Raw genomic sequence first — 25692 nt, 5'->3', positions numbered from 1 at the left:
TGTCTGGAAGAGTGAAGTAGTTCACTAAATGTTCGACTTATCGTTTCCAGAAATCCGAATATCGCTTGTCGATTTGCTGGTTATGCGGAATTGATACTACGATAGCGGGAAGGTTTATCATCTCACCGGACTTAAGGCTACAGGGAGACGTAATGAAGAAAGTCCTCAGAACATTTTTACCGCTCTACACCACCACGTTATTAATGCTGTTAGGTTCCGGTTTACTGACAACCTACGTCTCTTTACGTCTGGCTCACGAGCAGGTGAGCGGGGCGTTGATCGGGGGAATTACGGCGGCCAACTATATTGGCCTGGTGATTGGCGGCAAGGTCGGGCATAACCTGATTGCCCGCGTCGGTCATATTCGTGCTTATGTATCCTGCGCCGGGGTGATTACCGCCTCGGTGCTCGGGCATGGCCTGACCGACTATCTGCCGCTGTGGATTTTCCTGCGAATGGTTATCGGCCTGTGCATGATGTGCCAGTACATGGTGCTGGAAAGCTGGCTGAACGATCAGGCAGAAGTGGGTCAGCGCGGGGTGATCTTTGGCCTGTATATGGTAGCGACCTATCTTGGTCTGTCCGCCGGTCAGTTTATTCTGGTGGTACAGAGCGGCTTTGGCCTGACCAGCCTGATGATCGTCGCGCTCTGTTTTGCGCTTTGCCTGGTGCCGATTGCGCTGACAACCCGTACCAATGCCCAGCCGATGTCACCCGCGCCAATGGAACTGGGGTACTTTTTCAAAACTATTCCGCGAATTCTGGTCATGACGCTGGTTATCGGCATGGTAGTTGGTGGCTTTTACGGCATGGCGCCGGTGTATGTCAGCCAGCTGGGGTTCGGCACCCATCTCACCGGGATATTTATGGGCATCACCATTTTTGCCGGTTTAATTTCGCAATTCCCGCTGAGCTGGTTGTCAGATCGGGTCGATCGTAATCGCCTGCTGTTTATTACCGCGCTGCTGTTTGCGCTGGCAGCCAGCCCGCTGGCATTGCCGGTCTCTTTCCCGTTCGCGCTGACCGTCGGGCTGGCTTTTGCCGCCAGTATGATGCAGTTTTCGCTCTATCCGCTGGCGGTGGCGATAGCCAATGACCAGGTGGTTCCCGAGCGGCGCGTGTCGCTGACCGCCTGTCTGCTGATGGCATTTGGCGTCGGTGCCTGTATCGGGCCGCTGCTGACCGGTGCGCTGATGCAGCCGCTCGGCGGCAATATGCTCTATTCATTCTTCTGTCTTTGCGGCGTGGTGATCGCAGCCCTCAGCTGGCAGAAAGTCTCTTCGGTCACGCCTGCCGACGAAACGCAGTTTCCTCACGTGCTGGTGCCGGACAGTCTGGCCAGTTCGCCTCTGGCTGCCGCGCTGAACCCGACGATTGATGAAGAAGAGATTCAGTCAGCCATGGTGAATAGCGAAGAAGAGGATGAACGGGTGGACGATGCGGAAATCGAGCCGGAGAAGGAAGAGGAGCGCGTCTGAAGGTGATCGGCGCTTCAGACGCTGGGCGGCTGGAGGGTCAGAATGACACCAGCCGTTTGGTTACCTTAAACTGCAGCATGAGCAGCGTCAGCATTACCGACAGCAAAAAAGTCAGCAGGATAGTAAACAGTTTGGATGCCAGTGAGGTAATGCTGATCCACTGGATCAGCAGATTAAAAAACGAGTAGTGCAGAATATAGACGCCGGTCATCGTCTTACTGAGGGTGGCAGAGATTCGATTCAGACTTTCCGAGATATTCAGCCCGTTAATAGCAATAATGATCAGCACCACCAGAATATAAACTTGTGAACCGGTGAGGATATAACCGTCACGTTCTACCCGGAACAGGGCAAAGAAAAAGTGTTTTTCGTAGAGCCAGGTAAAAACATAGACAAAGGGCACGGCGATCAGCGCGGCTTTCGCCACGCGTGGGCGGGTGTAAAAAGCGGCGATGGCCGGGTCAAACAGCAGTTGCCCGGTCAGGTAATACAGTAGCCATGTCCAGAGGCGAAACTCGGCGGGAATCGACAACCAGCGGTGTTCCGATGGAGACACCGCTTGCAGATCGTAACCGAGTGCGAACAGCAGCAGCAGACCGAGCAGCGACAAACACAGCACCCGCCGCTTTATCAGCCAGTCAATCAGCGGATGGAAGCAGTAGATGATCACCAGCGCCAGCGCAAACCACGGCTGAATCAGATAGCCCTTATAGAAGGGTTCAATAAAATAATAAATTGAGTACCAGAACAGAAAAATCACCACAATCCGGCGGATTTTTTTCAGCTGCCACTCTGGAGAATGCTGGCTACCGGCATCCAGATAGCCCGCCACCACAAAAAACAGTGGCGTTGCAATGGTCGATATAAACGTCAGAAAGGCTAATGCCTGGTTGTAGTTATACGAATAGTTGTCATAAGTGTTGTAAAGGGTGAAAAAGGTCACCGCCGTCAGGCAACCTAAGGTTTTAATCAGGTTCAGTCCGCTGCTGTTCATTATTGCGTTTTTCCGGCCCGCAAATGAAAACACTGATAAATCACTGGCAGTGCCAGCAGCGTCAGCACGGTGGCGAACCCGAGACCAAACATAATCACCACCGCCATGCTCTGGAAGAACACATCGCGCAGCAGCGGTGCCAGCCCCAGTACGGTGGTGAAGGCGGTCAGCAGAATTGGGCGCAAACGAGAAGTCGCAGCATCAATTATGGCGTCGTGCTGACTTTTGCTCGCCAACTGCTGGTTAATTTCATCCACCAGTACGATACCGTTTCTGATCAGCATGCCACTCAGACTGAGCAGTCCAATCAGCGCCATAAAGCCGAAGGGAATACCGGTCAGCAGGAAGCCGAAGGTGACGCCAATCAGTGCCAGCGGCACGGTCAGCCAGATGGCTACCGCATTTTTCAGTGAGCTGAACATCAGTACGGTAATAATAAACATTAACAGGAAACCGATCGGCAGGGTGCTGAACAGCCCGGCCTGTGCTTCACGGGAGTTCTCCTCATCGCCGCCCCAGTCAATGCTGTAACCTGGCGGCAGCGGTAACGCTTCGATATGCGGGCGGATACGCGCCAGCACGTCACCGGAAGTTTCGTCGCTTAACGGATCGGGATCGGTCTGCACCGTCAGAATACGCATCCTGTCGCGCCGCATGATTAACGGATCTTCCCATTCGGTAGTGAATTCACTGACCACATTACTCAGCGGAATAAATTGATTCTGCGTCTGGCTCCACACCTGAATGTTAGCGATATGGCTGGCATCCAGGCGCTCGGCATCAGGAGTGCGCAACAGCATTGGCATCAGGCGTGAGCCTTCACGATAAATACCCACCGGCGACCCGCTGAAATTCATGCGTAAGGCATTGTCGACTTCGCGTTTATCAACGCCCAGTTCACGTCCCAGGTAGGGTGAGAACTGCGGACGGATGATTTTACTGCGCTCCTGCCAGTCATTGCGTACGGTAAATACCCGGCCTTCACGCTGAATAATCTCGCCAACCTGGCTGGCGATACGGCGCAGTTCATCCGGCTCGCTGCCGCGAATACGAACTTCAATGGCGCTGTCGCCGGAAGGGCCGAACATAATGCGTTTAATCCGCTCGTTGACCTCCGGATAGTTGGCCTGGATATCCTGTTCGATTTCGCGTGACAGGCTGGCAATACGCTGCTCGTTATCAGTCCGCACCATAATCTGCGCATAGTTGGTGTACTGTCGTTGTCCGTTATAGGTCAGGGTAAAGCGCATCCCGCCCTGGCCAACGGTTGTGACGGTCGCGGCCACCCCTTGCTGTTTATTGATCCGCTGTTCAATTTCACTGGCGATTTTGCTGGTGTAGTGGATATCGGTGCCGTAGGGCATCCAGAGATCGACAAAGAAAATCGGCGTGTTTGACGACGGGAAGAAGTTCTGCCGCACCTGACCAAAACCGTACAGCGACAGCGCCAGTAGCGCCACCAGCGTGGTCAGGGTCAGCGTTTTGTGGCGTAACAGCGCGCTCAGCAGGCGGCGATAGCCGCGGAACAGTTTGCCGTCATAAGGTGAGCCAGACTGCGGCGCACTCTGTGGCGTCTGCTCTGCTTTGCGGAATGCCCATTTGATAAATACCGGGGTCAGCGTCAGAGCCGTCAGCCAGCTGAGCATCAGTGAAATCAGCAGCACCTGGAACAGTGATTTGCAGTATTCGCCGGTGGAGTCCTGCGACAGGCCAATGGGCGCAAAGGCAAGGATGGCGATCACTGTGGCACCGAGCAATGGCAGCGCGGAACGTTTAATCACGTGGGTAATCGACTTCAGTAGCTTATTGCCGCGTTGCCGATCGACCAGCACCCCTTCGACCACCACAATGGCGTTATCCACCAGCATACTTAACGCAATAATTAACGCGCCTAACGACACCCGCTGTAGCTCGATTCCCGCCAGATACATAATCAGCAGCGTACCGAGCACGTTAATTGCCAGCGAGGCGGCGATAATTACACCGCTTTTTAACCCCATGAATATCAGCAGTGTGCCGATAACAATCGCCAGTGCCATCAGGAAGTTAAGAATAAAGCCGTCGACCGACTGCTTCACTTCCTGTGCCTGATCGTAGAATACTTTAAGCTCAATACCGGCTGGTTTTCCGCTCTCCATCCGGCTCAGTTGCTGATTAAGCGCTTCGCCGACATTGATCACATTGACGCCAGGCACATAGGAGATGCCGACCGCCAGTGCCGGGCGGCCGTTAGCGTGATAAATATTATCCGGGCTGTCGCTGATGCCGGAGCTGAGGGTGGCAATATCACGCAGATAGACGCTGCCGGTGCTGCCAGGCGTGCTAATCAGCAGATTACCGAGGTCGTCAAGGTTCTGGAATTCGCCGGTAGGATGCAGGCGAATCGATTCGCTGCCAACGGTAATGCTGCCCGCGTCGGAAACGATATTCTGGCGGCTTAAAATATCTGCCAGCCGCGCCGGAGTAATGCCAAACGCTGCCATTTTGGCATGCGAAATATCAACATGGATCTGCTGAGGGATTACTCCGCCAATCGCCACTTTTCCGACGCCAGGCACGAGGATTAGCTCACGGCGAAGCTGTTCGGCGTAATCGCGCAGTTCCTGATTGTTGTAATTGTCGCCATACAGCACAAAGAAATAGCCGTAGACGTCACCGAAGTCGTCATTAACAAAGGGTTGAGAGACGCCCGGCGGGAACTGCCGGGCGGCATCGCCGACCCGGCGGCGCAGCTCATCCCAGATTTGCGGCAGTTCTGATGCCTGGTAACGGGCGTCAATATTAACGGTAATCTGCGATAAGCCGACGCTGGAAATAGAGGTGATATTATCCAGATACGGCAGCCGTTGCAGCGCGTTCTCCAGCGGTAGCGTTACTTCCTCTTCTACCTGCTGTGCCGACGCGCCTGGATATTGAGTGACCACGACCGCCGTTTTAATGGTAAAGGCAGGGTCTTCCAGCCGGCTGATATTCAACAGGGCAATAATGCCGCCGACGCCGAGTAATAAAATGGCCAACCAGATGCGGATATTGTTCTGAATAAAGCGCTCAATTATTCCCATTACAGACCTCGTTCCCGCGTCCAGATACGCACGGGTTGCTGAGCGCTTAACTCAGCGACGCCTGCCACGACAATCTGTTCACCATCCTGTAAGCCTTCAGTGATTTCAATACCCTGCGAGGTCATCTGGCCCACGCTTACTTTGCGATCTTCCAGGTAAAGACCCTGTTCATTTTTCGCGATCACCCAGACGTGCGCCTGATTCAGCTGGCTGCTGTCCGGATTAAATACCGCCGCCGATGGCACGATAATGGTGGTGTCACGCGAAGCATTCGGTAAGTTACCGAGGCTGACGGTGACCGTACCGCTTAAGCCGCCAACCGTAGGCAGATCGTCCGGACGTGGCATCACCAGGGTGACCTGATAGGTTAAGCTGCCGGCATCGGTATTGGTGGTGTGTTCTTTATAACGTGCGGTAAATTCGCGACCCGGCAGGGAGTTAATGCGTACCCGCGGCTGATAATCGACGTTACTGGCGTCCAGCGCGGTAAACAGGCGTTCGGGGATAGTGAACACCACATCGAGCATCTCGGTACGGCTGATAGTGGCAATGGTCTGTCCGGCAGCCACCACCTGATGATTACGCACATTAACCCGTGCAATAACACCATCAAACGGTGCGGTCAGCGTCAGATAATTCAGCTCCTCTTTGGCACTGTCTAATGCTGCACGGGCCGAGTCGCGATTTGCGCGTTGAACATCCATCTCTGAGCGCGAAACGGCACCGTTACCGGAAAGTGACTGAAAGCGCTGGAACTGGCGCTGGGCAAGATTAAACGCGCTCTGCCGATCGTTAACCCGCAGCGTGGCATCGACATTATTCAGCCGGGCAAGTACCTGACCGGCCTTAATCGACATTCCTTCACGGATCGGCAGCGCTTCCAACTGACCGGCACGTTTAAAGGCGATATCGGTATTGTCACCGGCTAAAATTCTGGCCGGAAATACTCTGTCATTCAGTAGGTTATCGGATTTTACTACAATGCTTTTTACCGGGCGCGGGGAGTGGTCACTTTCAGGCTCCTTACGATCGCATGCCGTCAACGCTAGCGACAGGGCAATAATAAAAAGTATTCTTTTCAAGAGGTATCCCCTTACTATTTCTAAGGCCTTAATTCACGCCAGAGAAAGTAATCAATAATGGCAGCAGCATGCCAGAGGTATCTGCTTTACCGGCAGTTATGCTGCTGAAAGTAGTACGGCATCTAAAATTCAGTGAGTTAAATAGTCATGCCCGGGTTTATGCCGTTTTTTCTCCACGATGCTGCCTGTCCGCTGTTGCGGCGGAGTATCATTAGCCTTGCATGCTGGAAACAATCAGATAAGTCATTAATCCTGTAATGGTGCAGCTGGCGACAGCCAGCAAAACATAGCTGCCAATTCTGAATGCGCTATAGGTTTTCATAGGCTTTCCATAATTAAGGTAATGAGGAAAACTACAGATTCCCTAGTTATAGCTGAACCGGTATTTTTCGAAAGAAAACTTATAAATAGATTTTAGAATAATATCGATTATGCTTAATTAGATATCATCTTAACAGCAGGCTATTTAACTTTTTTGACCTGGAACATACCTGATGGAGTTTTCTATTCCTCATCTTTTTTAAGGCTTTTTTGTCGTGATTTTCTGAACCACAGCGTCTGACTGGCTGACGTTATGGCAATTTGTTTATCCCATGCAGTGGAGCTGCTGGCTCATACCTGGCATGGGAGTATTGTGGGAAAACAGGAGTCAATAAGTTATGAGTGAGTTCAAACCGGTCAGCGGGGAGTCTTCTCCGTCGACACAACAGTGGTATCAGCGCAGTGTTGAAGAGAGTCTTGCCGCACTTAACAGCTCCCCCTCGGGATTAAAAGAAGCCGATGCGCAGACCCTGTTACTGGAACATGGTCCTAATGCCCTGCCGCAAAAGAAACCTAAATCTCTGTTTGTTAAGTTTATTTCTCATTTTAAAGATGTATTGATCTATGTGTTATTAGCCGCCGCCATTGTCACTGCGATCATGGGGCACTGGGTCGATACGCTGGTGATTCTGGGCGTTGCGGTGATCAATGCGCTGATCGGCTTTATTCAGGAAAATAATGCCGAGAAGTCATTAAAAAGTATCCAGAATATGCTCTCCAGCGAAGCGCTGGTGGTGCGCGGTGGTCAGCATATTACCATCAGTACCGAACATATTGTGCCCGGCGATATTGTAATGCTGCGGCCTGGCGATCGTATTCCGGCAGATCTGCGCTTGATCGACATCCACAATCTGCGGGTGGAAGAGGCGATCCTGACCGGCGAATCGACGGTGGTATCGAAAAAGCTCGCGGCGCTTGAGGGCGAGAAATCGATCGGCGATCGTAAAAACCTGGCATTTTCCGGCACCACCGTCAGCTCCGGTACCGCATCCGGAGTGGTTATTGCCACCGGCGGCGATACCGAGCTGGGGCATATCAACGAAATGCTCTCGTCGATTAACGAGAATAAAACTCCGCTGCTGGTTCAGATGGACAAGCTCGGCAAAGCCATTTTTGCCATCATTTTGCTGATGATGGTGGCGCTGCTGATTTTCGGCTGGATGCTGCGTGATATTCCGTTTGCTGAACTCTTACTTTCGGTGATCAGCCTGGCGGTGGCAGCGGTGCCTGAAGGTCTGCCCGCGATTATCTCGATTATTCTCTCGCTCGGCGTGCAGGCGATGGCGCGCAACCAGGCGATTATTCGTAAGCTGCCGACGGTAGAAACGCTGGGCGCAATGTCAGTGATCTGTTCGGATAAAACCGGCACGCTGACGATGAACGAAATGACGGTTAAAGCGGTGATCCTCGCGGACAAGGTGTGGCGAGTGGAGGGCAGCAGCTACGAGCCGCGCGGCGATTTTTACCCGGCCGGTGCCAGCGAAGCGGCCACGCCAAACACGTCTCCGGTGTTTACCCAGTTTCTGCGCACCGTGGATATCTGTAATGAAAGCCAGCTGCGTCAGGACGATCACGGGCATTGGGTGATTACCGGTGGACCAACTGAAGGAGCACTGAAAGTGCTGGCGGCGAAAGCCCAGCTTGATGACGCATCCTGCACCATCGGCAGTAAAATTCCGTTTGATTCGCTGTATAAATATATGGCGGTTGCCTGCCAGATTGATGGCGAAGCGCAAGTATTGCTGACCGGCGCGCCGGATGTGTTACTGCGCTTGTGCCAGTCGCAGCAGCAGGAAGATGGCGTGGTGCCGTTGGATCTGGCTTACTGGGAAAATGCTATCTCAACCTATGCCAGTGAAGGATTACGCATGGTGGCTGCCGCGCGTAAGCCTGTAGAGCAAAATCTGACATCGCTGGATCATCCGGACCTCCAGCAAGGTCTGGTGCTGCTGGGGATTGCCGGCATGATGGATCCACCGCGTCCTGAAGCGATTGCGGCGATTGAGCAGTGCCAGCAGGCGGGAATCCGGGTGAAAATGATCACCGGCGATCATCAGGAAACCGCAATGGCCATCGGCCAGATGCTGGGAATCGGCAACAGCGCCTCGTCAATTACCGGCTATCAGCTGGAGCATATGGACGATCGGGAGCTGCAAACGGTGGCGCAGGAGTATGATATTTTTGCCCGCACCAGTCCGGAACATAAGCTGCGGTTGGTCAAAGCGTTACAGGAGACCGGCGCGATTGTCGGTATGACCGGTGACGGCGTCAATGATGCGCCAGCGTTGAAACAGGCTAACGTCGGTATCGCGATGGGGATTAAGGGAACCGAAGTGACGAAAGAGTCCGCGGATATGATTCTCGCCGACGATAACTTCGCCACTATTGCCAGCGCGGTGAAAGAGGGGCGTCGGGTTTACGATAACCTGAAAAAAACCATCCTGTTTATTATGCCGACCAACCTCGCGCAGGGGTTGTTAATTATTATTGCCATTCTGATGGGGAATCTGCTGCCGCTGACGCCAGTACAGATTTTGTGGATGAACATGGCGACCTCGGCCACGCTGTCATTTGGTCTGGCGTTTGAACCGGCTGAAAGAAATGCCATGCGGCGACCACCGCGCAATGTGAAAAGCCATGTTATGGATGGTTATGCCATCTGGCGCGTGGTGTTTGTAGGCCTGTTGATCTCCATTAGCGCCTTTATCCTTGAGGCGTGGTTAGAGCCACGTGGCTACAGCACGGAGTTTATTCGTACCGTGCTGTTACAAATGCTGGTGACGGCGCAATGGGTATATATGATTAACTGCCGTGATTCAGAACACTTCTCGTTAAATGCTGGCCTGTTGAAAAACAAAGGTATTTGGCTGGTGACGCTGGTGCTTATCGCGCTGCAGGCGCTGATTATCTATGTGCCGCTGATGAACACGCTGTTTGGTACGCGTCCATTACCGTTCAGCTACTGGATTATCTCGCTGATGATTGGTGCCATGCTGTTTGTGGTCGTGGAGATTGAGAAAAAGCTGACGCGTAACTGGCGTAAGTAGTTCGCAATGATGATTTCCTCGCCAGTGGGCGTGCGGTTTGCGCGCCGCTGGCGAGGAGATACCGCTTTATCCCCTCAGACTAAAATCTCTTTGTCATCATCAGCTTCACGTCGGCAGCAAAAAAGCCACTTGCTTGATCATCATAATTAATAATACTGTTATTATATACAGTGTTAATTGAGATCAGCCGTTATGCAATTTTTAAACCCCGTAGATGTCCGCGCAATCATGCAGTTACCTCTGTTTATCGATCGGGTTCCCTGTGGCTTTCCCTCTCCGGCAGCAGATTATGTTGAGCAGCGCATCGATCTAAACGACCTGCTGGTGCAGCATCCGGCCGCCACCTATTTTATTAAAGTCAGTGGCGACTCGATGATTGAGGGCGGCATCAGCGACGGCGATATGCTGGTGGTAGACAGTTCGATGCGTGCTGAACATGGCAGCATTGTGGTCGCCGCGCTGGAAGGAGAGTTCACGGTTAAACAGTTGCAGTTGCGCCCCAGAGTTCAGCTGATGCCGATGAACGCCAGCTACTCGCCGATCGTTATTGGCAGTGAAGAGGCGCTGGAGATCTTCGGCGTGGTGACCTTTGTGATTAAAGCAACCAGCTAGCATCTTCGGACATCGGGCTATCTTTGATGCCAGCGCAGGGCATCAATCACGATGGCAAAAGCAGCAGGCAGGTGTTGCCTGCTGGGATAATAAAGATAATATCCCGGAAAGCATGGGCTCCAGTCTGCCAGTAGCTGGATTAACTCGCCTGACTCAATATATTTTACCACTACATCATAGGGCACATAGGCCAGGCCGCCGCCATCAATGGCCGCCTGAATCATCAGAAAGGTATTGTTAAATACGCTTTGCCCGCTGACCCTGACGTCGATTTTTTGGCCGTTTTGCTCAAACTCCCACGCGTATAACCCCCCATGCGTAGGTAGCCGCAGATTAATACAGTTATGCGACAGAAGATCTTCAGGTTTTACAATCGGCTGCTTGCCGGACAGGTAAGCGGGTGAGGCAATCACCGCCATCTGTACATCCGGTGTCAGGCACACCGCAATCATATCCTTGTCTACCTGATCGCCCATTCGCACACCAGCATCAAAACGCCCGGCCGCAATATCCGTCAGTTCATAGCCCATATTGAATTCAATGTTGATGTCAGGATATTCCCTCAGCACCGGTAACAGCCGCGGCCAGAGAATGGAGGTGATGGCGTGGTCATGGGCGGTAATACGTATCGTGCCGGCAGGTTTATCACGAAATGCACTCAGTGAAGCGAGCTCCGCTTCGATTTCGCCAAGTCGCGGTGCCAGCACGTTTAACAGACGTTCGCCCGCTTCAGTCGGGGAAACACTCCGCGTGGTCCGGGTTAACAGCCTCACCCCCAGCCGCTCTTCAAGCCCCTGTAGCGTATGGCTCAGCGCTGAACGGGAGACTCCCAGCAATGCGGCCGCGCGGGTAAAACTGCGCTCATTGGCTACCATTACAAATGCCTGGAGGTCGTTCAGCTTTTCTCTTGTCATGATTGGTGAATTTTTTGCACAAGTGTATGTTGATTTGGCTATCTTATCATTTAATCGCGCTTCCCATACACTCTCTCCACTGGGCTGCACCAGATGACAGCCATCCGTTATGAGCACTTTACTGAGGCTTTGCTATGCAAAATTTATTGAACGATAAACAGCAGGCTGCCATCCCGATTGCGGTATTTACCGCCAGTGGAGAGACAGAAAAGCTGAAAACAGCGCTGAGTACTGGTCTGAATAGCGGAATGACCATCAGCGAGATAAAAGAAATCCTGGTTCAGCTGTATGCCTATGCGGGATTTCCACGCAGCCTGAATGCGCTGGGCACGTTGATGAGCGTTCTGGCGTTACGCCGCAAGGAAGGCCTTGAGGATGAGCCGGGCAGAGAGGCGACACCTGTTACCGATCGGCGCAGCAGCCTCGAGCGGGGAACTGAAAACCAGACAAAACTGGTCGGCCAGCCGGTGAAAGGGCCGCTGTTTGAATTTGCTCCGGTGATTGATGAATATCTTAAATCGCACCTGTTTGGCGATATTTTCCAGCGAGACGTGCTGGACTGGCAGACCCGAGAGCTGGCGACCATTTCAGCATTGGCGGCGATGACTGGCGTCAACAGCCAGCTTCAGAGCCACTATGGCATTAGCCTCAATACGGGATTAACCGCAGCGCAGTTACGGGCTTTTGTCGACGTGCTGCAACAAAAATGCGGAAACGCCATCGCAGCCAATGCCAGTGCAGTGCTGGATTCAGTGCTGGCTAATAACGAATAACACCAATACGCCGGAATAATCCGGCAGTGGAGACAAAATGAACGAGAAATTTGACGGTAACGGTATTTTCCCTAAAGGGCCGAAAAATGAGGCTTACGCCGACTATTTCCAGGGGACCAGCTACCTCAGTATGTTGTCCACTGTGGGCGTAACCATCGGTAATGTGGTGTTTGAACCAGGCTGCCGGAATAACTGGCATATTCACCATAAGGGCGGTCAGATTCTGCTGGTTACGGGGGGACGCGGCTGGTATCAGGAATGGAATAAACCTGCTCAGCAGCTTGTTGCCGGAGATGTGGTCAATATTCCACCCGGTACAAAACACTGGCATGGTGCCGCTTCAGACAGTTGGTTTGCACATGTCGCGGTTGAAGTTCCGGCTGAGAATGCTTCCAATGAGTGGCTGGAGCCGGTTTCTGATGAGGAATATCGTCAGTTACCATAACCAGGCCGGTGAGCGTCGTCGCTCCTGTCACGCGCTGCGCTCTTTATCCTTTTTTATCAATAGATCGATAAATGAGCGCACCTTTATCGGGCGAAAGCGTGACGCGGGAAAAACCGCATAGATCTCGCCGACGGGCAGTGTCCACTGTGGCAGCACCGGAATTAAACGACCTGAATGCAGATCCTCTGAAATGGCAAAATCGGGTAACACTGAGATACCCGCACCTTCTCTCACGGCTTCACGCACCGCCAGTGTGGCATCAAGAGATATGCAGGGCTGCACTTCAACACGCTGTTGTTTCTCATTCAGCGTAAATTGCCATTCAGTGGGATCGCGCAGCGCGGTATTGGCGATAAACGGCAGCGCGGTGATCTCTTCCGGTTTCTTTAGCCGATCGACGTGTGATTGCATGCTGCTGGAAGCCACCAGCCGCTGTCGAAAAGTGCCAATTTTTCTTGCCTGCAAGCGGGTATCCGCCAGCCAGCCCACGCGGATCGCCACTTCAATATTGTTGGCGACAATATCAAGCGTATTATCACTGAGCACCGCATCGACTTTGCAGTCAGGATAAAGCTGAGTAAAAGCCGCAATGGCAGGAACGACGACGCTGATACCGTAGTCAAAAGGAACGGTCAGCTTTAGCGTGCCTGAAGGCTTTGCCACCGCAGCGGCGAGTTGTGCAAAGGCCTCTTCTGTTTCACGCAGAATAGACGCGCAGTGCTCATAGAAAATCTTCCCGGCATCGGTTATCTGAACTTTACGCGTCGTGCGGATCAGCAGTGTGGTACTGAGCTCCTGCTCCAGACGTGCAACCTGCTGGCTGACCACCGCTTTGGTGATCCCCAGACGTTCCGCCGCGGCGGTAAACGATCCGGTCTCAACCACCGAGACGAAGTAGGTAAGTCGTCTGATGCTGCCTGGTTCCATCACTGACGGCCCTCTATTGTATGCTTTTAAATGACAGTGTGTTTATCATAGCTCTGTTTAACATCCAATTGATATTTCCTATGATGAGTAACTTCACATGAGGAACAGTCAATGAACATTACCCTTCACTATTTATTTGATCCGCTATGTGGCTGGTGCTACGGGGCATCACCTGCGCTGAGCAAGCTGGCTGAGGCTCAGAATATTACGCTTGAGCTACTGCCAACCGGCCTGTTTTCAGGTGCCGGCGCCCGCCCGATGGGCGATGATTTCGCCGCCTACGCGTGGGAAAACGACCAGCGAATTGCTCACATGACCGGGCAACCTTTCTCCGCACTTTATCGTAAGAATGTTCTTCAGGATCGGCAGCAACAATTTGACAGTGGCCCGGCCACCGTTGCGTTAACCGCCGTCTCGCAGACACAAACGATAAGGCAGCTTGATGCACTGAAAGCCATACAGCACGCCCGTTACGTCGAAGGTCTTGACGTCACCTCATTGCCGGTGCTTGCAGATATATTACGTGCGCTGGGATTAGAGAGTGCGGCAGAAAACGTTCTGCATCCTGCGGAAAATTTACTGAAAGCAACCCACAATCGTACCGTGCGGGCCCAGCAGATGATGCAGGAATACGGTGCGCGTGGCGTTCCGACGTTTATTGCTGAATCGGGTTCAACGCGCCAGATAATTAACTCAGGTTTAGTGTATTCAAATCCACAGGAGTGGGTTCGCCAGTTACAGAATGCATAACCTGCTGTGAATAATATTCGCCGGTGCTGATGCGGGTTGCACTCTCTTTCGTTACCGTTCAACATCTTATCTTACGGGCTTAAAACCGCACTTCCCACGCCCGGCGAAATCCGATTATACTGTAATTATAACCAGTATAATCACAGGGGGAAGCGATGACCTTCTCACATCCAGTCAAGTCACTAATCGAACCCGGCACGGCTATTTTTCAGGGCAATATGGCTGCTGCATTAGTCGTATGTTGCGGGATGCAATAATGTTCGCGCTGGTAGACGTTAATAGCTTTTACGCCTCCTGTGAAACGGTGTTCCGGCCCGATTTGCGTGGCGTTCCGGTAGTGGTGCTGTCGAATAACGACGGCTGTGTGATTGCCCGCAGCGCTGAAGCGAAAGCGATTGGCATCAAAATGGGCGCGCCGTACTTCAAAATGAAGGAGGATATTCAGCGCCATAAAGTAAAAGTATTCAGTTCGAACTATGCACTGTATGCCGATATGAGTAATCGGGTGATGACCACGCTGGAAGAGATGGCACCCTCGGTGGAAATTTACTCGATTGATGAGGCATTTATGAACCTGAGCGGCGTCAGTAACTGCATGTCGCTGGAGCAGTTTGGTCGCGATGTACGCGCCCGGGTGATGAAAGAAACCCATCTGACCGTCGGGGTGGGGATCGCTCCAACAAAAACGCTGGCCAAGCTGGCGAATCATGCCGCCAAAAAATGGAAAAAGACCGGTGGGGTACTTGATCTGTCAGACCAGCAGCGACAGCGAAAACTGATGAGTATGGTGCCGGTTGAGGATGTCTGGGGAGTCGGGCGGCGCATCAGCAAAACGTTAAACCTGATGGGCATTGAAACCGCGCTGCATTTAGCAGAGTGCACGCCCTCGTTTATTCGTAAAAATTTTAACGTGGTGCTGGAGCGTACCGTGCGCGAGCTGAATGGCGAGCCTTGTCTGGCGATCGAAGAGGTTATGCCGACCAAACAACAGATTGTCTGTTCCCGATCGTTTGGCAGCCGCATTACGGATTACCAGGAGATGCGTCAGGCGGTGTGTGCTTACGCGGAACGTGCGGCGGAGAAATTACGTGGCGAGAAGCAGTATTGCCGACAGATTGCGGTATTCCTGCGCACCAGTCCGCACGCGGCTAACGAGCAGTTTTACGGTAACCAGGCGGGCGGAACGCTGTTGACGCCGTCAAACGATACGCGCGATATCGTGCGGATTGCGATGGAGTCGCTGGATCGGATCTGGATTGATGGTCATCGCTATATGAAAGCGGGCGTGATGCTGGGGGACTTTTTCAGTCAGGGCATTGCCCAGCTGAATCTGTTTGATGAGTATCGGCCGCGGATGGGCAGTGAGGCGCTGATGGGCGTGATTGACGAGCTGAATCAGTCGGGCAAAGGCAAAGTCTGGTTTGCCGGCCAGGGGATTAATAAGTCGTGGGCGATGAAGCGCGAAATGCTCTCTCCGGCGTACACCACGCGCTTTGCAGATTTGCCGGTAGCGAAGTGATTTTCCGCGCAACAGTCGCGCCTCAGCTACCCGGCATTGCCGCACCGCTGGCAATAAACCAGACAAAAAACACCATAGCCGCAATAAAGATAATAGCCGGGGCAATCGCTCTTTTGTCCATAAATACTCTCTCCGATGATGGTTACGCGATTAAACAGCCACTTATGATAACGCCATCCGGAGAGAGATGATACGGGAAAGCCTGGCCTGACCATCAGCCGATTAATTACCCCTGTTTTTTATCCTTAGCGGCTTCGCCAGCTCGCGCACTGCGATCGTCGGATGGCCTGCACAACAGCGATAGGGGCGTTCTGAACTCGGTGAGCTGGGCGGCAAGACAGACGGTTCTTAAATGGCGGTTGCAGATAAACCATATCTCATCACGGTCATTGGACAAGATATAGTACGCGTCGGAGCTTTCTGAAGGGTTAAAGCAACCTATCGCGCGATAGGCAAAGTCGCTACTGAAACCACTAAGCAAAGGGAGCGGGCGCGGGCCGTTTTCCAGCTGTTGAACTCTCAGATAAAGTCCCTGTTCAAGCCATAACATAAATCACTCCAATTCCATTGTGAACAAGCTGAGTATAGGCGCTACCCGATTTGTGCCGGAGGAGTCAGTGGAATATGCAGGCACAGTCACAGAGATAAATTAAAGCGCGGAGAGGATTGCCTGACGGTGGCAGAAGCAGAAATTTAAGCTAGCAAAATAGCTGTATATTTCTAAATCAGTTTTTTTGACAAAGATAAGCAAATAGCTCCGCTATCAACTCAAACTCTGTGTGGCTATTATAGCTCCATCGAAGGCGATAAGCCTTCTCCCGGTAAAAAAACTAAAGGAGCTACACCATGAAATCTATCAAAACTTTTGTTGCAGTAATTGCCCTCTCTACCATTTCTTTTGGCAGCTTTGCGCAAAGCGTCAGCGCCTACGGTAGCCACCTTGACAGTGCTGAAGCGCGCATTGCGGCAAAAGCAGAGCAAGCCGGTGCATCATCTTATAAAATCACCAGCGCACGCGTTGGCAACCAGGTCTATATGACTGCTGACCTGATTAAATAATCTCTTCCAGCCCGCCCAATCAGTTTTAAATGCCAGTCGCCTCAGGTGACTGGCATTTTGCGTTTTGAATGCATTGATCGACATCCATAGTCGCGGTGATCAGAATAATGTTATGGTCATAATGACTTAAATAACAACAGGATGAATATTATGATCGTCAGAACATGGCACGGCTGCGTGCCGGTAAAATTTGCCGAAGGTTTTGCCGCACATTTACAGCTTACTGGTGTTCAGCATTCACAAAGCGTGGCGGGTAATCTTGGAGCATTTGTCCGTCGTGAAACGCAGGGGGCTTGGGAGCACTTCTTTCTCGCCACCTACTGGCTGGATATTGATGCAGTAAAAGCGTTTGCCGGTGAGGATTATCATATTGCGGTGACTTACGCCGACGATGAGCAATTTGAACTGTTGTCCGACCCCTATGTTTTTCAGCATCAGGTCAGTGAAATTACCGCCTTATAAAGCGGCTGGCAGAGTGGGTAAAGCACTCTGCCAGTGATTCAGGTCAGTGATTTCTGTTGCAGCTTTTCGAGGATTGCCAGCGGGGCATTCTGCGGATCTTTCATTCCGGCGATCGGCAGCAGGAATGTTTGTTCCAGCATAAACTGACCGCTCATTGCGGCATGAGGGGTCTGATCGGAAAAACAGATCCAGCTGCTGCCTGCAGGCAGTTCCAGCGCCACCTGTGGCCCTTGCTGCTGGTAAGATTGATCGGCTTTCATTGCATCATGCAGTTGCAGCATCAGATGATCATAATGACTGCGATAGCGTTTAGTGATGCCGAGCCGGTGTTGCAACCAGCTGCTGAGCGGTGAGTAGCGCTTCAGGCGTGGCATAAAACGCTTTGCCAGCTGCGGAAAAGGTTCACCGACGCGCCACTGGCGGCTTTCACCATTGGGATTGATATTGGTGAAGATGCGCAGGATACGTTCGCCATGGTTCGGGCGTGATGGAAAGGCATCAACGTGCAAACGGCTGTCATCTTTGCGCCACGAACTGGATTCACGCCACGCCGCAACCGGATGCAGGCGTAGGGTATTATTCGGGGTGTGCAGCGCGGTACGATACTCAGGCAGCAGCGCCCTGACCAGTTGCAGACTGTGCTGATGATGACGCTCCAGCAACGCTTTCACCTGCGGCATTTTATCTTCAGTCGCAAGCCCATTCACTTTACCGGTTTGAGGATTAAAGCTGATATTTTTACGTTTGATATCGACTAAATCTGGCGTCAGCAGCAATTGCTCTTCATCAGTAAGAGTAAATGCCAGACGAGGCAGAAACAGCACTTTTCCTTGCTCAAGAGTTTCTACCGCAGAGACATTATTTACCGGCTCATCCCACTGGGTATTAGGCAGTGAGTGAATCACGGACTGCGGAGATAAGAGGCTTCCGGACATGATAACGCCTTATTATTTTATAAAATTCACTAAATATTATATTGCGCTGAAGAATATTAAGTTAAACCTAAGTTAAACGAGCGTCCGGAGTCGGAAAATAGTTAGCCTGCTAATCCGACGTCCGGGATTAAGCGTGTTCCATTATTGCCGCATCAAACTGAGTTGGTGCGGGCGCGCCTCGCGGTTATTTCGCTGAGCATTTAAAAATGATAGTTAATACCGAGATCGATAACATAGCTGGTCGATTTCTCTACCATCGGGCTGTCACGCACATTGCTGTCGAGGAAGTTTACCCGCGTAGAGATAAAGCCTTCCCACTGGGGGGTGAAACGGTAATCCAGCGCCAGCTGTAGCCATGGCGTCAGGCTGGCTGACGGGCGATAGCGGGCTAATCCGCTGCGTTGCGATTCATCCGCAGTTACACCATAGTAATAGCGGGTTTGACGTGCGTCCTCCCAGTCAATTCCTGCTGCAGGAATAAACGCCAGTTTTCCACTTTGCAGATAACCGGTCCATGAAGCAGTGGCAACGACGCCATTGCTCAGCCCCAGCGTATCAGCTGCCAGCTGCCCGGATAATGCGCCATACGGCGTGATGCGCTGATAACTGAGACCGGCCATCATGGTGGTACGACGGTTATTCAGCTGCTGCATTTGCCACCCTTTACCGTCGCTGCGGTCATAGCTCCGATCAAACCATAATGCTTTTATCTTTAGCTCATTAACGTCATCTTTCCACGCCAGAATTCCCGCTTCATCTCCGTCGATATAAAAATGATTACCGGTCCAGCTCAATAACGGAAAGGGAGTGTAGTCAACGCGTTTGGCGCGATAAGGATTAATTTGCCATTGATTATCCAGCGCCAGTGCCAGATCGTCTGCGGATACTGGCGCAGTAAACAGCAGGATCAGGCAACACCATCCGGGTTTTTTATTCATCATAATCACCTGTCTCAGACCAGCATAAAAGAGGAGCAGATTACCGATGCTATTTCAGTGTAAATATCTTTTATCAGGAAAGGATGGGGAATAATGTGGTGGGGGTCGAGGATATCAGAGCAGGCCGCGTAACGGCCCGCAAAATTTTTATCACAGCTCGAGGCCAGGCGCTGACCATTTTTTCTTACAGCCCTCGGCGTGGGGGGTTTTACTGCAATCTGGTGCAAAAGGATTAAGCGTATCGCGGTTGCACCAGCCAAGCATCAGCACGATGACGATCACCACAATCCAGCGTTTTTTCATTATGATTTCCTTCGGGTCTGGCTAAACAGCATCTGACTCATGAATTCTTGCGCATAAGCGCGGAATTTGGTGTTCGGAGAATACCTCAATACCGTGGCGGGTTAACAGCTCGGTGGTCACTCCGCTACCGGCTATTTTGCGCTGAGTAAAATCACCGCTATAGATAAGGTCAGTGCCGCACGACGGGCTACCCTCGGTTAAGATGGCATACTGACAGCCATGCTGCTGCGCCATTTCCAGCGTCAGCCATGCCGCCAGAATGTAGCGTTCGGTGACATCATCCCCGCTTGCTTCTCTCACTCTGGCACCATGCGCAATAACGCCGTTTCCGCTGCGGGTCGGCTGAATCTCGGCCGCAGGGCGCGGCGTCTGAAATCCGGCAGCCAGCTCCGGGCAGAAAACCACCAGGCGATTCTGCTGACGCCAGCGCGCAAGATGTTCAGAAACCACGGTTTTTGCTGAGCCGTTGTAGCGTACCGGAAAGCCCGCTAAACATGCACTGAGGAGGATTTTTTTCATCGATGCCTTACCTGAACGCTAAGGTTTTGCATCATCGCATTCATTGTGCAGCAAGGCGAGAGAAGCGGAACTCAGTTAAGAACTATTCAATAAACTGAATCAGAGGCTGGCTTTACGGCAACATTTTCACCTGATATCAGTTCACCTGATACCAGTTGAAGCGCCGATTAGCCGGGGCGGTGTGTGGCAATCCTGGCTATCAGGATTGATTTATCCGCGAGGTATCACGTGTTTTGACCGCGCTTTTAGTTATCCGATAGGCCTTAGCCGGATCGCCAGCGACAAACTCAAAGGTCGGGGAGTAATAAAAGGGCAGCCAGCCGCCGTAGCCATGTTCCCATTCCCAGCGAACCGGGCAGGGCCACAAGATGCCTTCATAGAGTATGTAATAAATCCATCGACCATTAGGGCGACGTGGCTTCAACGTTTTCATCAGAGCAACTATTGCAGAAGATATAATAATAAAATAGGCTATATTTTGACCTGTACCGCAGGGGGTTTCAACCTGCAATGGCGTGTAGTGCGCTCAGCTTCAAGTTTATCGCTTTCAGTACCGGCATCGCCAGATAACAAATCGGTTGCCGGTCAGCAGTAAAAAAATAACTGTGAAGTTTTGCTAATGAGTTTTTATGCTAAACTACCGATGTTTTCCCCAAGGAAGAGAATGAAAATGATCACTAAATATGGACTTGTGGCGCTCTCACTCACCCTGTTGATGCCCGTGGCGCAGGCGGACGATAAGACCCAACTTTTCGTGCAAATCAATCAACGCCTCGCCTATATGAAGGATGTGGCCGGATACAAAGCCGCTAACCATCAGCCGATAGAAGATTTACAGCAGGAAGCGCGCGTATCAGTGCTGACCCTCAGCAGTGCTGAAAAATTTGGCCTGCAGGCGGCGTCGGTAAAGCCGTTTGTTAAGGCACAGATGGATGCTGCCAAAGCGATCCAGTATCGCTATAGCGCTGACTGGTTGTCGAAGCCTGAAGTGAAATGGACACCACTGTCATTGCCGGTAGTACGCGAAAAGATAGGTCAGCTCAGCACTGATTCTTTACAGCAGCTGGCTAAGGTGCTGAAAGCCGGTAACCCTATCAATGAAAACGATCGTGTAACATTCAATATGCTGATTTCACAGCATAATATCACCGATAATGACAAAGCGCTGATTTTTGATGCGTTAAAAAACGTGGCGCTGAAGTAACACAGAGTGAATGGCTGATGGGGGAAAGAGGTTAACGATGTACTTCTCCGCACAGTAGCACGGCAAAAGGACGACGCTGGTGAATACGATCCGCCATCTGTTGACACGCTTCCAGCGTCGGGTAGATGTGTTCTGAGACCGGTAGTGCGTCACAGGCATCATGGCCGCAGGCGCTGACTAACAGTACAAATCCAATTAACATCTTTCCTCCTTATCCGCTATCGTTGATGGCGAAGAACAGCCCGGCTTGACATCAGTATAGTAGAACGAAGCGGCAAGTGCGCAGAAGGCAGAATAAAGCTTTTGAATTCAGTAGCCTGGAGTTTTGTTCGCCGGAGTGCCGGTTGAGTAACCGAAAGATTATGCCAGTAACAGCTACCGGCATAATCCCGGAAAGATAAAGAGAGTTAGCTTTGCGTAGTTAGCCGCAGTGAATCGCACTGACGACAAGCGGTAAATTAAAAATATTCACCGAATAATGCGCTGATAGCACATCAGTTATAACTTAATTAGTTTTAATAACCTGAGCTTCAGGTTTTTACCTTTTCGAGCGTGATTTGCGGCTCGCATTGTTGGTCTTGTTTTACAATGCGAAACTCCGCCTTACCTTGATGAACATAAATACAGGCACGACCCATGTCGCCGCCGTCCTGTTCCTGTGAAAGTGATACCGTTACCGTCTCTGCCAGAGTTAATGGTGATAGCAATAGCGCTAACGCCGGTAGAGCAAGCAGGTTGGTGGTATGCCGCACCTGTTGGCGTTTCATGTCAGACATCCTTTTAAGTACTTTTCAGGTCTCACCGGACGGTGAGAGACCTCTTAGGGGTTGATCATAATGAGTATGCTAATAATTGGTTTTAATAATAACAAAATATTGCGAAAGGCTGCGCTTCGTCAACTGCATAAATGGCTGGTCGATCACGATTTTAATCCTGAAGCCTGCCCAGCAGTATCAATCCAGAAAAAATCAGAATAACCGCAGGTATTTTTGCCCAATGTTAAGTTGAGTTTAGGTGTTAAGACGAAATGCTGCCGCAGGAAATTTCGGTTTTTAAGAACATTTATCCCGTCTGCAACGAAATAATCGAGCGGTTTATGCGGAACAAAAGTGCTATGGTGAATCTCCACTAAACAGAAAGAGGGTGGATATCTCCAGTATTAGCCTGAGTTGCACCGACTGCGGAAGCTCGACGTTTTTGTTCACCGTCGCTGACAGCAGTAAAAATCATCCCCACGGGGCGGTATGTAGCCATTGCAGTAAACCCCTGACGTTCGCGTCGATATTGCAGAGAAGTCTGGAAAATCAAGATGTTTAACCCTTAAAGCCCGCCTTGCGCGGGCTTTGTCGTTCTGGTGCTTGCGCGAAATCCTCGTCATAACTTGACCTTACCGTTAGGGGAGGGTTTACCCTTATGGGGTCTGAGGTTATCTGGCTGATAAGGGAATCCAATGAACAACATAAAATCGTTATTGTTTATCGCACTGCTGGCACCGCTCAGCGCCAGTGCTGTCGAAACGGCGCATCAGGATCACGCAAAGGAGAGCGGCGCGCAGCAGAGTTATCAAAGCGGTATGACGAAGATGCACGACGAGATGATGCAGGGGATGAAATCTGACGATCCTGACATTGCTTTTGCTCAGGGTATGACCGCGCATCATCAGGGAGCGATTGAGATGGCAAAAACCGAGCTTAAATACGGTAAAGATCCGGCGATGCGCAAACTGGCGCAGGAAATTATCGATGCCCAGCAGCCAGAAATCGACCGCATGCAACAGTGGCTGAAACAGCAGAAAAAATAGCGTTGCTTCCATGCAGGTATTTCGTCAGTAATAAACCCATCGTCGAGCCGTTTAGCTAAACTACAACAGGTTAACCTGTTGAGGAAATCACTGATGAGCCAGCTGGAAAGAAAAAACTATCCGCAATTAGGCCATGTCGTTGGACCTTACGTCCATGCCGTTAAATATCAGTCTGTACTGTACGTGTCAGGCCTGACGGCTTACGGCAGCGAGGCGCAGCATCACGGAGTTGCGGCACAGGCGCAGGAGATATTTGATCAACTGAATATTATTGCCGCAGAGGAGAAAACCTCGATGGCGGGACTGATCAAAGTCACTATTTTTGTGACTGAGTTAACTCACCTGACCGCGCTGCGCGAGGTGCTGTTTGCCCGCTATGGCGATCATCTGCCGGCCAGTTCGCTGGTTCAGGTCAGCCAGCTGTTTTCACCCGATTTAAAAATCGAAATTGAAGCCAGCATTGCGCTTAATGGATGATTTGCCTGGTTTTGCTGCGGACGCCAGCTTTCATAAGTGAAAAGGGTAACGGGGCATGGCTAAACTTGCTAAAGTTGATGTTTTACACTTTGCCGGGAGTCGTATGTCGAACGAAATTGCACATCCATCCAGCAGCCCTAAACAGGCTGCGTTGCAGCTGGTTATTGAGCTGGTGCGCGCAGGAAAACTCAGCCCATTGCAGGGCGACGCCTCAAATATGATCTCAATCTACGAGCAGTTTAAAGATCACTTCGAAGCGGATAAGCATAAACATAACGCCGATTCAGCGATCTCCTGACAGTATGCGGTGCGGGGACGCCCGCCCGCAAACTGTCTGAAATACCCTAAACACACTATTCATAATGGCGTTTAGCGGGATTTATCGGGACTATTTACTGACCTGATCGTACCAGAGCATGCTGGTACCAATTCCTTGCTTCGCGCCCTGCACATTATCACGCAGCCCGACCAGCTTCTGTCCCTGTAACGTCACGACATACGGTGAATTCTGCTGGATCTCTTTCTGCAGTTCGCCATACAGCGCCTGGCGTTTCTGGACATCACTCTCTGCCGCGGCTGCACGGGTTTGCGCACTCAGTTTCGGAATCTCCCAGCCTGTACGCCATGCGAGCGTTTTCGGCCCGCCCGGCACGTTATAGGCAAAGGTACTGGCATTGGTATTTGGATCCACATAGTCGGCGCCCCAGTAGATAAAGATTGACTGGAAATTGCGGCTGCGCATCTTGCCCCACAGCTCGGATTCCGCGACCGGCTGAATCTGAATATCGATATCGGCTTTAGCAAAGCTGGCCTGCAGCGCCTGTGCCACATCGGTATACGGCGGCTGATTAACGATGGTCAGTGAAAAGCGCGTGCCGGGCTTAATGCCGCCTTGTTGCAAAATCTGTTTGGCTTTGGCGACATCCAGCTTAAACGGTTTATCGGTCAGTGCGCCGTCAAAGCCCTGCGGCAGAAACGCCTGATGCACCTGATATTGGCCTTTCAGCAGCTGATTCGACAGGCTGTCGTAATCCACCAGCCAGCGTGCCGCCTGCCATAAGGCCGGATTGCCGAGGGCCGGCTGCTGCTTGTCCTGAGTATTGAAACCGAGATAGTAAATCAGACTGGAAGGAAAGTTCGCCACTTTGATGCCGGGCTTATTTTTGATTGCATCAAACTGATCGGCACCCAGTTCGTACGCCACATCAGCATCACCCTGTTCCAGCAGCAAGCGGCGCGAGCCGGCATCAGCAACGCCTTTCAGGATAACGCGTTTTAGTTTCGCCGCTGGCTGAGCCTGCGGATTTTGTTCCAGCACCAGCGCCTGCTGTGGAACATAGTTTTTAATGCTAAAGGCGGCGCTGCCGGCAGAATGGGTGCGCAGCCAGCCATTGCCATAATCGTTATTGCTGGCGTGCTGCTGTGCCAGTTTGCTGTCGACGATCGAGGCGACCGGCGCAGAAAGCAAGCGTAAAGCCAGATCGCTGCCGATAGGTGATACCCAGCGCAGCTCCAGTTTGTCATCACTGATGCGGGTAAACTGGGCATCAATATTCTCTGCCGTCCAGCCTAGTTCGCCGAGAATAAACGCCGGTGTCTTATTCAGCTTTACGGCGCGGGTAAATGAATAAATGACGTCATCGGCGGTAAATGCATTGCCGCTGGCGAATTTTACGCCGGGTTTCAGGGTAAACACCAGGCTGTGCTCACTGCTGCCGGGCTGCCAGGTGGTAGCCAGTTCCGGCACCAGCTTGCGTGGATCGTCACGATCGGAAGCGACCAACCCCTGATAGACATCGATCAGGCTGCTGGTACTGACGGTTTCGAAACTTTCAGCCGGATCGAAGCTAATAATGCCATCAAGCGGAATCGCTACCACTAAGGTATCGGCCGGCGTTGCGGCATGGACGGCGGTAGAAAACGCTAAGGCACTGGCAATAGCAACAGATAACAGTTTACGCATTGGGCGATCCTGACAAGGAGAGATATCAGGACTATAAGCTGCAATAAAGCGGCGGGAAATACGGCTTTATACTATGGTTTTCTGAAATAATGATATAGAGAGATCAA

28 protein-coding genes are annotated in these 25692 nt (G+C 51.7%); 13 read left to right on the top strand and 15 right to left on the bottom strand.

What is annotated here, in order from left to right; genetic code table 11:
• Window positions 1-152 precede the first annotated feature (152 nt).
• On the top strand, window positions 153-1478 hold the full coding sequence (locus ACP3TC_RS16660; protein ID WP_313856000.1) for an MFS transporter: 1326 nt from the start codon (window positions 153-155) through the stop codon (window positions 1476-1478).
• A 37-nt stretch (window positions 1479-1515) separates the two neighbouring features.
• On the opposite strand, the gene ACP3TC_RS16655 is transcribed toward ACP3TC_RS16660, so the two are convergent.
• From ACP3TC_RS16655 to ACP3TC_RS16645, 3 genes are read right to left on the bottom strand one after another with little or no spacing between them, the layout of a single operon-like run.
• Window positions 1516-2472, bottom strand: a complete 957-nt coding sequence (locus tag ACP3TC_RS16655) for an acyltransferase family protein (RefSeq protein ID WP_313856003.1) — start codon at window positions 2470-2472, stop codon at window positions 1516-1518.
• Window positions 2472-5534 (bottom strand): efflux RND transporter permease subunit, encoded by a 3063-nt coding sequence (locus ACP3TC_RS16650; protein ID WP_313856004.1) that lies wholly within the window; start codon window positions 5532-5534, stop codon window positions 2472-2474. The genes ACP3TC_RS16655 and ACP3TC_RS16650 overlap by 1 nt, the downstream gene beginning before the upstream one ends.
• On the bottom strand, window positions 5534-6616 hold the full coding sequence (locus ACP3TC_RS16645) for an efflux RND transporter periplasmic adaptor subunit (RefSeq protein WP_313856006.1): 1083 nt from the start codon (window positions 6614-6616) through the stop codon (window positions 5534-5536). The genes ACP3TC_RS16650 and ACP3TC_RS16645 overlap by 1 nt, the downstream gene beginning before the upstream one ends.
• Before the next feature lie 659 nt (window positions 6617-7275).
• Here ACP3TC_RS16645 and ACP3TC_RS16640 point away from each other — a divergent pair.
• Both ACP3TC_RS16640 and ACP3TC_RS16635 read left to right on the top strand, forming a co-directional pair.
• Window positions 7276-9984, top strand: a complete 2709-nt coding sequence (locus ACP3TC_RS16640; protein ID WP_313856007.1) for a cation-transporting P-type ATPase — start codon at window positions 7276-7278, stop codon at window positions 9982-9984.
• A 192-nt stretch (window positions 9985-10176) separates the two neighbouring features.
• A complete protein-coding gene (locus ACP3TC_RS16635; protein WP_313856008.1) occupies window positions 10177-10596 on the top strand; it encodes a translesion error-prone DNA polymerase V autoproteolytic subunit in 420 nt (139 codons plus the stop codon).
• A 17-nt stretch (window positions 10597-10613) separates the two neighbouring features.
• Here the strand turns inward: ACP3TC_RS16635 and ACP3TC_RS16630 are convergent, their stop codons facing one another.
• Window positions 10614-11513, bottom strand: a complete 900-nt coding sequence (locus ACP3TC_RS16630) for a LysR family transcriptional regulator (protein WP_426818292.1) — start codon at window positions 11511-11513, stop codon at window positions 10614-10616.
• Window positions 11514-11644: 131 nt separating this feature from the next.
• Between ACP3TC_RS16630 and ACP3TC_RS16625 the strand changes: the two genes are divergently transcribed.
• The gene (locus ACP3TC_RS16625; RefSeq protein ID WP_313856009.1) at window positions 11645-12283 is read left to right on the top strand and encodes a carboxymuconolactone decarboxylase family protein; all 639 of its coding nucleotides are present in this window, start codon (window positions 11645-11647) and stop codon (window positions 12281-12283) included.
• 37 nt (window positions 12284-12320) lie between these two features.
• Window positions 12321-12728 carry a cupin domain-containing protein gene (locus ACP3TC_RS16620; RefSeq protein WP_426816856.1) on the top strand — a complete coding sequence of 136 codons (408 nt, stop codon included), beginning with the start codon at window positions 12321-12323 and terminating at the stop codon, window positions 12726-12728.
• A gap of 27 nt (window positions 12729-12755) precedes the next feature.
• Here the strand turns inward: ACP3TC_RS16620 and ACP3TC_RS16615 are convergent, their stop codons facing one another.
• A complete protein-coding gene (locus ACP3TC_RS16615; protein WP_426818291.1) occupies window positions 12756-13655 on the bottom strand; it encodes a LysR substrate-binding domain-containing protein in 900 nt (299 codons plus the stop codon).
• Between the two features lie 111 nt (window positions 13656-13766).
• Here ACP3TC_RS16615 and ACP3TC_RS16610 point away from each other — a divergent pair, with 111 nt between their 5' ends.
• Together ACP3TC_RS16610 and umuC are read left to right on the top strand one after the other, a co-directional pair.
• Window positions 13767-14405 carry a DsbA family protein gene (locus ACP3TC_RS16610; RefSeq protein WP_313856011.1) on the top strand — a complete coding sequence of 213 codons (639 nt, stop codon included), beginning with the start codon at window positions 13767-13769 and terminating at the stop codon, window positions 14403-14405.
• Window positions 14406-14661: 256 nt separating this feature from the next.
• Complete coding sequence (umuC, locus tag ACP3TC_RS16605) at window positions 14662-15924, top strand: translesion error-prone DNA polymerase V subunit UmuC (protein WP_313856012.1); 1263 nt, start codon at window positions 14662-14664, stop codon at window positions 15922-15924.
• A 22-nt stretch (window positions 15925-15946) separates the two neighbouring features.
• Here the strand turns inward: umuC and ACP3TC_RS16600 are convergent, their stop codons facing one another.
• Both ACP3TC_RS16600 and ACP3TC_RS16595 read right to left on the bottom strand, forming a co-directional pair.
• Complete coding sequence (locus ACP3TC_RS16600; RefSeq protein WP_313856013.1) at window positions 15947-16045, bottom strand: YoaK family small membrane protein; 99 nt, start codon at window positions 16043-16045, stop codon at window positions 15947-15949.
• A 105-nt stretch (window positions 16046-16150) separates the two neighbouring features.
• A complete protein-coding gene (locus tag ACP3TC_RS16595; RefSeq protein WP_426816855.1) occupies window positions 16151-16474 on the bottom strand; it encodes a hypothetical protein in 324 nt (107 codons plus the stop codon).
• A gap of 296 nt (window positions 16475-16770) precedes the next feature.
• Between ACP3TC_RS16595 and ACP3TC_RS16590 the strand changes: the two genes are divergently transcribed.
• Both ACP3TC_RS16590 and ACP3TC_RS16585 read left to right on the top strand, forming a co-directional pair.
• Complete coding sequence (locus ACP3TC_RS16590; protein ID WP_313856015.1) at window positions 16771-16983, top strand: DUF1471 domain-containing protein; 213 nt, start codon at window positions 16771-16773, stop codon at window positions 16981-16983.
• 150 nt (window positions 16984-17133) lie between these two features.
• Window positions 17134-17445, top strand: a complete 312-nt coding sequence (locus ACP3TC_RS16585) for a hypothetical protein (protein WP_313856016.1) — start codon at window positions 17134-17136, stop codon at window positions 17443-17445.
• A 38-nt stretch (window positions 17446-17483) separates the two neighbouring features.
• On the opposite strand, the gene ACP3TC_RS16580 is transcribed toward ACP3TC_RS16585, so the two are convergent.
• The 5 genes from ACP3TC_RS16580 to ACP3TC_RS16560 form a co-directional block, all read right to left on the bottom strand.
• On the bottom strand, window positions 17484-18380 hold the full coding sequence (locus ACP3TC_RS16580) for a Kdo hydroxylase family protein (protein WP_313856017.1): 897 nt from the start codon (window positions 18378-18380) through the stop codon (window positions 17484-17486).
• A gap of 200 nt (window positions 18381-18580) precedes the next feature.
• Window positions 18581-19321, bottom strand: coding sequence for a MipA/OmpV family protein (locus tag ACP3TC_RS16575; RefSeq protein ID WP_426816854.1), 741 nt, complete (start codon window positions 19319-19321; stop codon window positions 18581-18583).
• 147 nt (window positions 19322-19468) lie between these two features.
• The gene (locus tag ACP3TC_RS16570) at window positions 19469-19621 is read right to left on the bottom strand and encodes a hypothetical protein (protein WP_313856019.1); all 153 of its coding nucleotides are present in this window, start codon (window positions 19619-19621) and stop codon (window positions 19469-19471) included.
• 21 nt (window positions 19622-19642) lie between these two features.
• Window positions 19643-20140: a DUF523 domain-containing protein gene (locus ACP3TC_RS16565; protein WP_313856021.1), complete on the bottom strand. Its 498-nt coding sequence runs from the start codon at window positions 20138-20140 to the stop codon at window positions 19643-19645.
• 199 nt (window positions 20141-20339) lie between these two features.
• Window positions 20340-20573: a hypothetical protein gene (locus ACP3TC_RS16560; protein WP_313856023.1), complete on the bottom strand. Its 234-nt coding sequence runs from the start codon at window positions 20571-20573 to the stop codon at window positions 20340-20342.
• Between the two features lie 231 nt (window positions 20574-20804).
• On the opposite strand from ACP3TC_RS16560, the gene ACP3TC_RS16555 reads away from it, so the two are divergent.
• On the top strand, window positions 20805-21344 hold the full coding sequence (locus ACP3TC_RS16555; protein ID WP_426816853.1) for a chorismate mutase: 540 nt from the start codon (window positions 20805-20807) through the stop codon (window positions 21342-21344).
• Window positions 21345-21375: 31 nt separating this feature from the next.
• Here ACP3TC_RS16555 and ACP3TC_RS16550 read toward each other — a convergent pair whose 3' ends face one another.
• Together ACP3TC_RS16550 and ACP3TC_RS16545 are read right to left on the bottom strand one after the other, a co-directional pair.
• Entirely contained in the window at window positions 21376-21546 is a 171-nt protein-coding gene (locus ACP3TC_RS16550) for a hypothetical protein (protein WP_313856026.1), read from the bottom strand.
• Window positions 21547-21874: 328 nt separating this feature from the next.
• Entirely contained in the window at window positions 21875-22111 is a 237-nt protein-coding gene (locus ACP3TC_RS16545) for a hypothetical protein (RefSeq protein ID WP_426816852.1), read from the bottom strand.
• A gap of 683 nt (window positions 22112-22794) precedes the next feature.
• Between ACP3TC_RS16545 and copM the strand changes: the two genes are divergently transcribed.
• From copM to ACP3TC_RS16530, 3 genes are all read left to right on the top strand, one after another.
• Window positions 22795-23145, top strand: coding sequence for a CopM family metallochaperone (gene copM / locus ACP3TC_RS16540; RefSeq protein ID WP_313856029.1), 351 nt, complete (start codon window positions 22795-22797; stop codon window positions 23143-23145).
• 93 nt (window positions 23146-23238) lie between these two features.
• Window positions 23239-23622 carry a RidA family protein gene (locus ACP3TC_RS16535; RefSeq protein ID WP_426816851.1) on the top strand — a complete coding sequence of 128 codons (384 nt, stop codon included), beginning with the start codon at window positions 23239-23241 and terminating at the stop codon, window positions 23620-23622.
• Between the two features lie 103 nt (window positions 23623-23725).
• Window positions 23726-23920, top strand: a complete 195-nt coding sequence (locus ACP3TC_RS16530; protein WP_313857609.1) for a hypothetical protein — start codon at window positions 23726-23728, stop codon at window positions 23918-23920.
• Between the two features lie 90 nt (window positions 23921-24010).
• Here the strand turns inward: ACP3TC_RS16530 and ACP3TC_RS16525 are convergent, their stop codons facing one another.
• Window positions 24011-25585, bottom strand: a complete 1575-nt coding sequence (locus ACP3TC_RS16525) for an ABC transporter substrate-binding protein (protein WP_426816850.1) — start codon at window positions 25583-25585, stop codon at window positions 24011-24013.
• Window positions 25586-25692 lie beyond the last annotated feature (107 nt).

Origin of the sequence: Winslowiella sp. 2C04, from assembly GCF_050037805.1 — a bacterium.
Taxonomy (GTDB): domain Bacteria; phylum Pseudomonadota; class Gammaproteobacteria; order Enterobacterales; family Enterobacteriaceae; genus Erwinia; species Erwinia toletana_A.
Note: the sequence above shows the minus strand (reverse complement) of the source record. Positions and strands in the feature narration are given on the sequence as shown.